The 13283-nt window shown below is 65.4% G+C and carries 5 protein-coding genes and 1 pseudogene; 1 reads left to right on the top strand and 5 read right to left on the bottom strand.

Going from position 1 to position 13283, the window contains the following annotated elements:
* Nucleotides 1-498, top strand: a pseudogene (locus Q0H50_RS05115) (Asp-tRNA(Asn)/Glu-tRNA(Gln) amidotransferase GatCAB subunit B); the annotation flags it as partial.
* A gap of 186 nt (nt 499-684) precedes the next feature.
* Here the strand turns inward: Q0H50_RS05115 and Q0H50_RS05110 are convergent.
* From Q0H50_RS05110 to Q0H50_RS05090, 5 genes are all read right to left on the bottom strand, one after another.
* Nucleotides 685-4827, bottom strand: a complete 4143-nt coding sequence (locus tag Q0H50_RS05110) for an ATP-binding protein (protein WP_294420043.1) — start codon at nt 4825-4827, stop codon at nt 685-687.
* A 6-nt stretch (nt 4828-4833) separates the two neighbouring features.
* Complete coding sequence (locus tag Q0H50_RS05105; RefSeq protein ID WP_294420041.1) at nt 4834-6399, bottom strand: extracellular solute-binding protein; 1566 nt, start codon at nt 6397-6399, stop codon at nt 4834-4836.
* A 12-nt stretch (nt 6400-6411) separates the two neighbouring features.
* Entirely contained in the window at nt 6412-10293 is a 3882-nt protein-coding gene (locus Q0H50_RS05100) for a leucine-rich repeat protein (RefSeq protein ID WP_294420040.1), read from the bottom strand.
* Nucleotides 10294-10306: 13 nt separating this feature from the next.
* The gene (locus Q0H50_RS05095) at nt 10307-12670 is read right to left on the bottom strand and encodes a transglutaminase family protein (protein WP_294420038.1); all 2364 of its coding nucleotides are present in this window, start codon (nt 12668-12670) and stop codon (nt 10307-10309) included.
* A gap of 1 nt (nt 12671) precedes the next feature.
* A partial coding sequence (locus Q0H50_RS05090; protein ID WP_294420034.1) for a DUF58 domain-containing protein occupies nt 12672-13283 on the bottom strand: 612 nt, incomplete at its 5' end.

Below are 13283 nucleotides of genomic sequence, written 5' to 3'. Positions count from 1 at the left end.
CACCTGGTCGACCATCGCGCCACGGCCGACTTCTTCGAGGCGTGCATGGGGGTTGCGGGCAAGGATGCCGCCAAGCTGGCGAAGCCCGTTGCCAACCTGGCCATCAACGACGTTACCGCATGGCTCAACGCCAGCGAGGACGCCGACCTTGCGAATAGCCCGCTCACGCCCGCCCGTGCGGTGGAGCTGGTGAAGCTGCTCGCCGAGGACGCCATCTCGTCGAAGCAGGCAAAGCAGGTGTTCTCCGCCATCATGGACGAGGACAAGGACCCCTCGGTCATCGTCGAGGAGCGCGGCATGAAGCAGGTGTCGGACACGGGCGCCATCGAGGCCGTCGTGGATGCCATCATCGCGGCGAATCCCGATGAGGTTGCCCGCTACAAGGAAGGCAATACGAAGGTCATCGGGTTCTTCGTGGGCCAGTGCATGAAGGAGATGCGCGGCCAGGGCAACCCGAAGATCATCAACCAGTTGCTGGCGAAGAAGCTGGCAGAGTAGCGCAAGCGCAGCTTGCGGGTTGCGGTTAGCGACTTGCTGGTTGTGTAAGCTGAAGCCGGTTGGTTGCGAAGGCGCGGTCTGCGGTCGAGGCAGGCGGCCAACACAAGCGCAAAGGTAAACGTAAACGAGGAGCCGCTGACAAGCGGCTCCTCGTGCGTTATAGGGTAGGCATTCGTGCAGCTGCCCCTAGCGCATCACCTTCGCTAGCACCTTGGCCAGCTTCGCGGAGTCGATGGGCTTGGACACGTGGGCGTTCATGCCGCTGGCTATCGAGCGCTTCACGTCCTCGGCGAACGCGTTCGCGCTGGTCGCCACGATGGGGATCTCGGCGGCGTCGGCGCGGCCCAGGCCGCGGATGCGGTGCGCGGCGGCAAGCCCGTCCATGACCGGCATCATGACGTCCATCAAGATGACGTCGTAGCGTCCCGCGGGGGATTGCTCGAACGCGTCCACCGCTTCCTGACCGTTCATCGCCTTATCCACGGTAAAGCCCATGTCGCCGAGCACGTACGCGATGATCTCCATGTTCAGCTCGTTGTCCTCGGCGACCAAGGCGCGCTTCCCGGCGAAGTCGACCTGTCCGGCGTCGCCGCGGGCGGGTGTGCCGACCGCATCGGTTATCGGCAGGGGGATCTCGAAATAGAACGTGCTGCCGTGACCCAGGCGGCTGCTCGCGTGGATGCGGTCGCCCATCATGAGCACGATGCGGTTGCTGATGGCAAGCCCCAGGCCCGTGCCTTGCTGGCGAGCATCCGTGGTGTTGACCTGCTCGAACTTGCCGAATATCCGCTCGAGGTCGTCCTCGGCGATGCCCACGCCCTCATCGGCGACGGCGAAGTACACGTTCGCCGTTCGGGCGCCGTTCCCCGTAGTCTGCGTGCTGGATCCTGCGATCTCGCAGTTTGCCGGAAGGACGTCCGCTGCCGCTTCCTCCATCGTTTGCACGTCGGCCCCCGCGACTTCGCAGCCCGCCGGCAGTGCGCCTGCGTCAGCCCCGGCGGCCCCGCAACCCGGCGTAAACGCGGCTGCGGCACCATCGTCGGCAGCCCGCTCCTCGATGGTTACCGTGATCGTGCCGCCGTCGTGCGAATACTTCACGGCGTTGCCCACCAGGTTGATGAGCACCTGGTTAAGGCGCAGCGCATCGCCCATGAACCAATCGTGCTGCATCCGCATATCCACGACCAGCGTCTGGTCGCGCTCGGCAAGCCGGCCGGCGCTCACGGCGTTGAGCTCCTCGACCACATGGCTCATGCTGAAGGGCGCATCGCCGAGCAGCATCTTGTTGTTCTCGATCTTCGTCATATCAAGGATGCCGTTGAGCAGGTCGAGCAGGTACAGCGACGACGCGTGCACCTTGTTCAGGCAATCGACGCGGCGCTCATCGCTCTGCTCGGGCTTCAAGGCTATCTCGGTCATGCCGATGATGCCGTTCATGGGCGTGCGGATCTCGTGCGACATGCGCGCGAGGAAGTCGGACTTCGCCTGGGCGGACTGGTCGAGCTCCTCTTGGTTGATGCGGTTTTGGATGATCGCGCCCACCTCGCGCAGCGTGCTCGCGGCCTCATCGTCGTCGAAGGCCTTGCCCGCGTTGCTCAGGAAGAACACGGCCCCCGAATATCTCCCTGCGTTCGTCATAGTGAACGCGACGCCGCTGGCGAAAACGCGCACCTCCTCGCACATGGCGAAGATGGGCATCTCGCTCACGGGATGCACCAGGCCTTGCTCGCCGAATCGCTGCAGCGTGTTGACGGCTTCCCGCGAAAGCGGGAAAACGGCCCCCTCGTCGATGCCCGGGATGGGGCCGTAGAAGTAGCGCACCGATGCCGTCTGATAGTCTTCTTGGAACGACGTGATGAACAGGTTGGTCACGTCGAGCCTCTCGTTCAGCTGCCGCATAAGCAGATCCATGCCGGCCGTAAGCGAAAGGCGTCGATCGAGCAGGTTCAGCGTCAGGGCGGGCAAGGTCATGTCCTCGACATGGCTGAACGAGGATATGGGGTCGAACGGCTTCGGCTCGCATATGTCATCCATGGACCGGTCCCAGCATGCGCAGGCTGCGTGATGCCCCATCGATGCCTGAAGCGCCGTGCGCGCCCGGCGAAGCAGCTCGGAGGTGCTTCTGACGCCTTCCGCCGATGCTGCGCCTGCATGGAAGCTCAGCTCCAACACCCCGGCGCGCACCAGTCGCGCGAACCTGCGCTGCAATTCGGCCACCTCGACGGCAGCGTCGTCGGCGCTCTTGCCGGGGACCCAGCAAACGAACTGCCCGGCGCCGGCGCGTACCAGGATGGCGTCGTGGTTCCCCCGGTCCAGGTTGAAGGCGCGCATGACCTTGGCCAGCTCGTTGAGCAGCACGTCGCCGAAGGGGATGCCGTAGTCGCGCACGATGTTCGCGAAGCCGTCGATGTCGATGACGGCAAGCTGCCCTTCGTCCGCGTCCGCGCGCGCCGCCGTGATGGCGTCCATGCCAGGCTCGAAACGGTATGTCGACGTTGCGGGGTCGAGCGCCTGCTTGTGTGCGGCTTCGATCTCGCGGCGCTTCCTGTCGTCGATGTCGTGGATGACGCACACCATGCAGTCCTGCCCGTTATCGGCGTCCTGAACGCGCGACGAGCTCACCTCGAGCCAACGTCCTTGCGGCGAGCGCTCGGTCACGGCCTCCACCTGGATGGTCGTCTCCTGCATCTGGCTCACGGCCTGCTCGATGGCGTCCACCGCCTCGGGATTCGCGCTATCGCGACGGAACAGGTCCCAGAAGCGTTCCACCTCGTATTTTCCGTCGTCGAGGGAGTTCGTGATCTCGATGGTACCCTTGTCGGGATGGAAGGTGAAGAACGCGTCGTTCGTGCCCTTGACGGCAAGGCGGTAACGTTCCTTCTCCTCGTTGAGCATGTGCCGTTTCTCCAGGCCGTCCTCGGTAAGGTCGAGGATGACCCTATGGAGCTGATCGACCTCGGCGCCGGAGGTGCGGAACGTACGCAAGTCCTCGATGCCTCCCTGGACGCTTCCGATCAAGTTCCTGAGCGGCTGGTTGATGGCGCGCGATGCCACTGCCGCCAACACCAGGCATCCGAGGGTGGCAAGGACGATGGTGATGCCCAAGCGGTGGTATAGCGTGTTGCCCACGGCGAAGATGGAGTCCTCGGAGAACAGGCCGACGACCGTCCAGTCCGTGTCGTCGTAGGGCACGACGCCCGAGTACAGCTTCAACGGCTCGGCGATCGCGCACACCTGCTGATCGCCCATGCTGACGCCCTCGACCTTCATAAGGCCCGCAGTGCCCGTGTCCTCAAGGGAGAAGCGGGGCCCTTCGGCGTTTACCGTGTTGTAGAGCGCGCCGTTTCCCGTGATGATCTGGTATGAGCCATCGTCGGTCCTCAGCGCCAGGGCGTACCCGCCGGCTTCGTTGCCGTCGAGCTCGGATATGGGGAAGCAGATGTCCGCCAGGTACGCGGTGGACACCTCGATTCCCAGCACGCCGTACACGTGCCCATCGAGCATGAGCGGCAACGAGTAGGCGATCATGCGGTAGCTGTCGTTGGGATTGTCTTCCAGCACGAACGGCTGCGACCAATACGCCAGGGCCTTCGCCTCGGCGCCGGGGTTTTGCAAAGCGGCCTCGTAGGGCTTATAGAAGAAGTCGTCGGCGCTGCGCACGCCGTTGCCGGCAAGGCGCAGCTTCGGCGCCCAGGTGCTGTCAAGGGCGATGGACGCGTTGCGGGCGATGCTCTTATCCCCTCGCTCGAGCAGCAGGTCGGAATAGGTATCCGAGTTGCCGGTGGGGTCGGAATCGCGCAGGAACGCCCCGATGTGGTCTTGCGCGGCGGAAAGGTCGCCGTCGTTTCCCAAGATCAGGTACACGCCGCTGGTGGTATTGGTCCCGATGATGGAGAGCAGCCGCGGGAAGGTGGCGGCTACGAAGGCCTCCTTCTGATCATCGTCGGCAAGGAACCCCGACACGTCGAGGCCCGACTGCGCCAGCTGGTCGGAAAGGGCGGAGTTGAAGTTGACGGCGTCGCGGGAAATGCCGGACCAGCCTTTGATCATGGCGCTTTCCAGGTTCACCTTGCGGTTGTCCACTGCGCGGGCGTCGATGGAGATGGCGTTGCCGTCGAGCGTGCCCTTCAGGTCGCTGGAGGCGAGCACCGCGATGGGCAAGGCTCCCTGGAGCAGGACGATCGCGGCCAGCGAGGCCATGATCACCCGGACAAAGGATATCTTCCGCTTCCCCTTCGCGGTGCTTTTGCCTGCGCCGGCGCCAGCGCCCGCGCTTTTGCCCACGTCCGTGCTCGCGCCCGTGCCTATGTTCTTGCGTTCGTTTCGCACCTCTTGCTACTCCGTGCCCTCGGTTGCGGCTTGAAGCTGGTGGCAGAAGGAGGCGTACCACTGCTCGAACGCGGCATCGCCCACGTACGGCTCAAGCGCCTCATCGCGAGACTGGCCGGCGGCTACGGCCGCCTGAACAGCCGCTTTGTCGGCGGTTGCCTTGTCATCGAGCGAATGGTCGAGCGCCTTGCGCGCGGCATAGGCGTTGTCGAAGCTCTTGGTCGAGTACAGCTCCACGCCATCGAACGATTCCATGGTCATGGCGATGCAGTCGCGGGTCTTGGGGTTTACGGAGAGGTTCTCGTTCTGGATCGCGCCATCAAGCTCCTCGACGCTGTTCGCGTCGGTGCGCACGGGCAGGTACGACGCCGCCGTCGCGAAGCGCAGGTTGTTCTGCTTCTCGGTGAACCACTTCAGGAACTCGCATGAGGCGTATTCGTGCTGCTCGTCGGACTTCGCCACGGCCATGCCGGCGCCTTGCTGAGGAGCCACGGCGCTGCCGCCTTCGAAGGTGGGCGGCATGAGGATGCGGTAATCGACCTGGTGCGTCCCGTCGTCGTCGACCACCTGGTCGGGGAAGTACGCCGCCGATGCGGTGGAGCCCGTGTAACAGATGATATCGCCCGTCTTCATGTCGTCGGAGCGGAACTTGCCCTTGGCGTCGAAATAACCGCTGACGAAGGGAACATAGTAGTTGTCCCACAGGCGGCGGACCTTGTCTTTGTCGGCGTTGACCTGGGCTTTGCCGTCGGCGTCGGGCGCGAGCAGCTCGACGCCCATCTGCTTCATGCCGATGATGAAGTAGTTGGACAGGGAATCGCGGCCGTAGAACGCCTTGCCGTCGCCGGGGGTGTCGGGCGTCAGCGCGTCGGTGTATTCGTAATAGCGCTTCGCGGTGACTGCGATGCCCTCCTGCGTAGCCAGGTCGTCTATGGTGGCGCCGGTGGCCTGGGCGAACGGTTCCCAGTCGGTTTCATCGAGCATGGTCACCTCGGTGGACTTGGCCACCGGCAGCAGGTACAGGGAGCTGTCGCCGTCGAAGCGGCCTTCGTCAAGGTAGTCGGGCACATAGTTTGACAGCTCGTCGGGCGTGAAGTAGTCCGTCAGGTCGACGAGCTTGCCCTGTTGCTGCACGTTGTAGGCCGTGTCGGCGTAGGAGGAGAACACGTCGGGCATTTCGTCGGCGCCGACCTCGCCGGCTGCCGAATCGGCAACGGCCTTCTCCAGCTCGGCGACCGAGCCCTGGGTCTTGCTCTTCACGTAGATGCCCTTCTCCTTGCCCACGGTGGAGTTGAACTCCGACACCAGGCTGTCGAAGGACGCCTGCTGGGCCCCGTTGTAGTAATCCCAGACGGTGATGGTGGTGGGGTTGCTCGGGTCCAGCTCGACGGCGGTTTTCCCGCTATCGCCGGCGCAGCCGGCGGACAGCGCGGCGGCAAGCGCGCCGGCAAGGGCGAACGTTGCGAGCGCGGCTTTCCGGGAACGGGCGCGCGGCGCGCGGCGGCTGTGGCGGTCGTCGACAACGCCGCCTTCCTTGGTAGCGCTTTCCGCGCGGCGGTTGGTGCTGTGCATGCTGGATTCCTCCTAGCGTTCGGCCGGTGCGGTTTGGGCGCTGGTCGAAGGTTCCGTATCGGTTGGGCGCGTCCCGACGGCCTCGGCGGCCGGGCGGGCGGCATCGCCGCTCGCGTCGCCGTCGCCGTTGTCGGGCGCGTTGGCGCCATCATCGGCGAGGTCGGCGCCTGCGGCGTCGGCCCCGTCGGATTTGTCAGCGGGGTGCCAAATCCCATCATACCCGTTAACGCCCGCGGAATCAGCGATTCGCCCTGCTTCGGCGGTGGATTTTACGTCAACCGTGGCATTCGACTCGCTATCCGGCTGCGCGACAGGGTCTTTCGTGTCCATGGTCTCGACGATCACCACGGTCGATTCGTCGACCGCAGGCAGCCCCATCATCGCGCGCAGGCGGTTCTCGGGCTCCAGTAGGCGCGCGGCCATCTCCTTGCGTACCTGTTCCTCGGTCGGCCACATGAAGGCGTCCCAGAACAAGTCCATTTCAACTTGGTCGTGCATGCTTTTGTAATCGGTGTATCCCGCGAACCGGTACACCCATGCGTCCGGGTATGCGCGCTGGACCTGCCTGTCGTCGGGCATATGGAGGCAGATCCTGTATTCCTCCCCTTCAGTGCCGGTGAACGTGTATCCGGCACCGGGGCCGTACAGGTCAAGGGACATCACGCGCTCGCCGAGCGTGATGTCGGTAATCGCCTCGTTGCCGGCGAACACGTTCGCGCCGATGCGGTTGTACTTCTGCTTGCCAGGGTCCGCAAGGTCCTCCTCGTTGTGCGCGATCAGCTTCGCTTCGGTGATGCCGGGGCAGTTGGCGAACGCCTCCTGATCGACGAACAGGTTGGCTGCAGTGACGTCGACCAAGGTTAGGCCGGCGCATCCTTCGAACGCGTTTGCCTGAATCCATACGTACTCATCAGGCTGGCTGATGGACACGCCTCCCTGGATGCCGGAGTTCTTGAAGGCGTTGCGGCCTATGTACTGCAGGTTCGGCAGCTTCTCCCAATCAAGGGTCCATTCGCCGCCGGTGCCCTCAAAAGCACCGGGCAGGGTGTATCCGCCAGTGGATGCTCCGAAGATCTCGGTCACGGAATCGGGAAGCATGACGGTTCCCTGCAGGCTGGTTCCCGCGCCAAGGACAAGGTTCGGCGCGCCGTCCGCATCTTTTTTCTTGTACCCGTATAGGATGAGCGATCCGTCTTCCTGCGGCAGCGCGACCAGGTCGTTCACGTCCTCGATGCTGACGAAGCGGCCGTCGTATCCGCTTTCGACGTCGCTGGGGCAGTACCAGGTGCAGCCGGCGCCGCCCGGGTTCTCGTCGGTGGCGAAGGAGGCGTTCTTGGCGCGCGATGCCACGAAGCCCAGGCCCCTGCAGCCTGCGAGGGCGTTCGCACCCACGTTGACGGTGCCGGGCGTGCCGATGAACAGCCCCTGGAGGTTCGAGCAGTTCTGGAAGGCGTTCTTGCCGATCTTCGTCACGCTTTCGTCGAGCGTGACCCACTTCAGGTCCAGGTCGCCCGCGAAGGCGTAGTCCGAGATCTCGTTGACCTTGATCTTGTTGCCATCCTCGCTGGTCAGCGTGCCGTCGAAGCTCTCGGCCCACCAGGAGTCGTAGAGCAGCGTCGTCCAGCCGTCGCCGTCTATGAAGTAGACGAACCCTTCCTGCGAGACGTCCATCACCACGACCTCGGCGTCCGGCGCCCCGGCGGCCGCAAGGCGGCTTTCAACGTAGGCAGCTTCCTCCTTGCTGTTGCAGACGATGGTGGAGACGCTGCTGTCGGCAAGGCATCCGTCCTCGAGCACGAGCGGCTCGCCGGAATAGGCGTTCATGAGCACGAGCGTCTCGATGGATTCGTTGCCCGCCAGCGCGCCGGTCTTCACGATATGGGATAGCTGGGTGAACACGGTCTCGTTGCCCAGGTCGAGCACGCGCACGATCTCGTCTTCGGAGAACACCACGCCGCCGGAAAGCGTGAGGTGCTTATCCGGTTCGCTGGCTTTTGCCACCTCCAGGGTCCAGGCGTTCTCGATGGCGTCCTCGTTCTCGATGAGGAACTCGTCGAAGATGCCGTCGTCGATGATGAGCGTGCAGTCGTCAAGGTTGCCGACCTCGATATCGGGCAGGCTGCCATCCTCGGCCGCATGCACGTGAACGGCGTCGAGATGGTTCGCCTTGGGCACCTCCACGTGCGTGACGCCGGCGGGGACGTCCAGGTCCCTGACGTCGGTGGGGATGCCCAGGTACGCGCTTCCGTCCTTGGACGTGAGGATACCGTCGGCGGTGGCGGCGTAAACGGGGTTGTCGTCGGCCACGCGGTAGGCGCCGCGCACCTGGATGCCCGCATCCACGTTCACGTACATGATCGACGAGGGAAGGGAAAGCTCGGTCAGGCTCCAGACGAAGCCGTGCCGTGTGCCGTCGTCGTTCATCTTGCCGTCGATGACCTGGACGCCTTCGGGTACCTCAAGGGATTCGGTTATGCCGTCGCCTTCGCCGGAGGTCTCCACCACCGAGCCGTCGACGTCGACGAGCGTTTGCAGGCGCGCGCTATAGGTGTCGGTCGGCGATTCGGACACATGGCCGTTCTCATCGAGCGAATAGCTTTGGAAGCGCACCAGGAACCCGGGGTCGAGCGGGGCGATGTCGCCAGGGATGATGACGTGCCGTCCAGGTGTGAGCGTATACAGGTTAGGGATGTCGGAAGAGCCTTCCTTCCAGCTCAGCAGCAGGGCGTCCAGGTACTTATCCGCGTCGATGTATCCGGCGGACCTCATGAACGCCTCCTGGGTGGCGGCGCTGAGCAGACACAGCTTGAGGGTGTCGTCGGTGTGCGAGAACAGCACCGGCCTTTCGCCGGATGCATCGGGAAGCCCCGTCACGAAGACGCAGGAGCGTTGGGGCGTCAACGTGACGTCTCGGGTTCGCCATGGTTCGTCGGTCGAGACGCGGTAGGATACGCTAACGGTGAGCGGGGAATCGGGGCTGGGGCAGATAGCGGGGTTCTTCTCGCCCGTGACCTGGTTCTCCCATGAGTTGATGCGGAAATACGGGTAGGAGTCGAAGTCGTCCTTGGCGCATCCGAAGTAGATGAACGACCAGGTTTCGAAATCCATCCAGTATGCGTTGACGGAGCAGAACAGCGTCCAGGCATCGAGCTTCTGGCCGTCGTAGACCTTGCTCTTCTCGCCGTTGATGATGATGTCGTCGTCGCTGACGGTCGAGCTGTCCTTTCCGCCGGTATATTTGTGCCACTGGTCATTATCGGTCCCGCCGAAAGGCGTCTCCTTAATTGGGTCGGGATCGCGGGGCAGGTAGTCGTAGGAGTCCTTCGCGGGTTCGTCGGGCGTGGGCTGCGGGCTGGGTTGCGGCGTGGGCTGCGGATTCTCGGTTTGCCCGCCCTGGCCGTTCTGGCCGCCTTGGCCGTTCCCGTTCCCGTTCCCGTTGCCGGTTGCGCTGCCGTTGCCGCTTCCTTGGCCGATGACGGGGCCCGTTGCCGTGGGGGTGCCGACGACGGTGCTCCCGTCCGAGCCGCTGGCCTGGCCGTTCGCGACGGCGATGGTCTGCGACCCTTCGCCCGTGGCGTTGTAGGCCGTGGTCCCCGTGCCTCCCTCAAGGGGCAGGTCGCTGAAGGCGTCGCGCGCCGTGTGCTGCTCGTCCTGCTTTTCCGCGTCGTCTTGCTGGCGGTTGGCCTGGGCGTCGGTTTCGGTTTCGCTTGCCTGATACCCCTTCGCGCCATCGGCCGGCGCCGGGGCGTATGCGGAGGTGAAGCTGCTCGGGTCGAACGATGCGCCGCCCTGCGCGAGCGCGGCGGCGCCTGCGCCGAACGCGGCGACGACGGCTATGGACGTCGCGGCGGCGGCAAGGTTCTTCTTGGAATGCGGGGTGCGTCGGTCTGCCATACATCCCTTCTTTCTATAAGGCGTCCGCGAAGAAGCGGCGGGCGCGTCCGGCAGCGGTGCCGGGCTTCGGCAGCGCCGCGGCAAGGCGGTCGTTGAAGCTGCGCACCGTGCGCAGCTCGTTGGGTTTCAGCGGGCGTCCCCCGAAGGCGAACGCCTGGTGCAGCTGGATGGCGCGCTTGTAGTCCAGCTGGTCGATGCCGGGAAACGCCGCGGGCACGTCAGCGGCGCATTCGAGCGGGCGCGTGGCATCGAACGTCGGGGCGCCGGCGGCCATGAGGCGCGTGAGCTGCTGGTAGAGCGCCGGGACGCAGACGTGCTGGCGGTCGTCGCCGCAGAGTCTGACGCGCAGGTGCCGCCGTAGGGCGCGCTGCGCGAACGCCGCGGCGATGCCGGCCAAGGCCGCGCCGAGCACGATGCTCGCAATGCCGACGACGTGCCGCACCGAAAGAGGGCGGCTCCTTTGGGCTTCCCGTTCGGCGTCGCTGCCCATCTCGCCTGCGACCGAGCCGGGGTCCATGACGCTTCCGTTGCCCGAGCTGACGGCCTCGCTCACGTCCATCACGTTGTCGGCCTGCAACGTTTGCGTGTAGAAGCCGGGCGTGACCTCGATGGGCGTCCAGCCGAGCCCGTTCAGGTACACCTCGCACCAGGCGTGCGCGTCGGCCGCTGTCAGCGTGACGGGTTGGCCGCTTTCCGCAGCAGCCGAGGCCCTGTCCGCGTCCACCCGATAGCCCTCGACGTAGCGCGCGGGGATGCCCTGCGAGCGGAACGCCAGCGTGGCCACGGTGGCGAAATACGCCGGCCCGCCTTCGCGCTGCTGCTCCAGAAACCAGCTGGTGAACGTGGTTGCGCCCTCTTCCCCGATGCCCTCGGGCACGGTGGCGGGGGAGGCGGTGTAGCTTGCCGTGGCGTCCAGCATGGTGCGCACGCGGCTGATGACGGCGTAGTCGGAGACGTCCTCGGCGTTCCAGCTGTCCTGTCCGAACAGCAGCCGCTCGACATCGCGTTTCTCGGATTCGCTCACCTGCAGGTAGCTGCTTTCCGCGAACGCGGCGTACACGCCCTCGGCGCCTGCGTAGCCGTCCTGCCTGCCGGATAGCCAGGCGGTGTCGGCCAGCATGTCGGCGGCGGGAACGTCGTCCATGGTGAAGCGATAGAAGCGCGCCCCCACAAAGCCGCTGTGCAGGCCGGCGTCCAGGTCGTGCGCTCCAAGGGCGCCATCGAGGCTGCGCAGCGTGTAGGGGGTGTACACGAAGCGCGCATCGGCCCCGACGTTGTTCACCTGCAGCGACTTGACGGGCGTTTCGTCCTGCCCGGCGGCGGCAGCCTCGTCGTCGAAGTCCGCGCGCTGGTAGGCGGGCGCAAGGCCGTTGGCGCCCAGCCAGCTTCGCATGCCGGTCCATTGCCCCTCGAACGCGTCGTGGTCAAGGGGAAGCCATACGGCGCCCTCGAGCGTGGCGCCCTGGAAGCCGCGCAGCAGCACGTCGTCGGAGATGCTCCCATCGAAGGAGAGCTCGAGCGTGGCGTCCTGCGACGCGTTCATGGCCGATGCCTGCCGCAGGTTGCCCCGGGGAAGCGAATCCGACCCGTATCGTGCCTGGTCAGCAGCCTGCGCAACGCCTGCGCGCAGGGCGTCGACGGCGGGTGCAGGGGCGTACAGCCCGCAGCACAACGCGAAGACGGCGACGACGGCGCACGCTGAGGACGCCCCGCCGATGGCAAGCGATGCCAGGCTGCGCGCGGAGTGCCTGAGCTGCTCGGCGCGGCAATGCGTCAGCCATCCCGCCACGGCCAGGCCGCAGCCTACGGGGGCGTTGCCGAGCCCGAGCAACGTGGTGACGGAGCACAAGGCGACCACGATCAGAAGCGATGTCGACGTGATACGCAGGCGCGTGACAGCCCACGAGATCACGCCGACGACGACGCCGAAGCATATGCCGAACGCTGGCGATCCGCACACGGCGCCATAGCCGGGGATGAGCCCCGCCCAGGTGCCGAACACGTGGTTGAAATGGGAAACGATGCCGTTGACCAGGCAGAACAGCCCCGATCGGGCATCGGGCAGGGCCAGGGCGGCCATCAGTGCGGCGCAGGTCAGGGCAACCGCCGCCATGGCGGCCTTGCCTCTATGCCGCTCGGCAGAGGCGAGAGCGCCGAGCGCTCCCGCGACGGTGACGCCGGCAGCCAGCATGCAGGCGAGGGCAGGCACGCTCAGGCATGCGGCAAACAAAAACGCCGCCGAAGCCGCCAGAAGGGCGGGCGCGACCGCGAATGCGACCGCTCGCGCCGCTTGCGCCTGGGAGCGATGGCGTTCGGGGACCTGCGCCGAAACGACGAGGGCCCTTTCCTTATATATATGTTCGTTCGCCTTCGCCATGTCACAGCTCCAGGGTCTTGATGCGCCCGCCGCACACGGCTTCCGCGGGGATGTGCGTGAGCAGGTAGCGGCCGCCATCGTCGGCGCCGGCCTGCGCGGTCTTGCCGATGTGGACGACGGAAAGGTCGGTCATGCCGGCAAGCTCGTCGAGCGCGTCCTTGTGCAGGGCATCGGTGACCAGCATCGTCTTCGTGATGCCGTACGCGATGCGGACTTGGTTGAAGGCGTCCGGGTCATGCGGCCGATCGGCTTCCAGCGGCATGCTCAGCATCGTATCCATCATGTCCTCGAACCCGGCCAGCGAGTCGATGCGCTGCACGTGCGCGCCCTCGGCGTCCTTGCAGACGACCGTGTGGGCAAGGCCTTGACGCAGCAGGGCGAGGCTCAGCGCGGACAGCATGGTCATGACGGCGTTCACCGCATCTTCGCGTCCGTCGCCATCGTCCGACCTCGCATGGGCGTCGCGCAAAAGCGCGATATCGTAATCGGTCGGCAGAGACGCTTCGCGCACGGTCAGGTCGCCGAAGCGTGCCGACAGCTTCCAGTGCACCTGCTTGAACGAGTCGCCGTCGCGGAAATCGCGCATCTCGAACACCTCGGAGCGATCCTGGCC

The organism is uncultured Senegalimassilia sp. (assembly GCF_934632265.1).
In the GTDB taxonomy this organism is placed as follows: Bacteria; Actinomycetota; Coriobacteriia; order Coriobacteriales; family Eggerthellaceae; genus Senegalimassilia.
The sequence above is the reverse complement of the archived record's forward strand: the minus strand, read 5'-3'. Positions and strand labels throughout refer to the sequence as shown.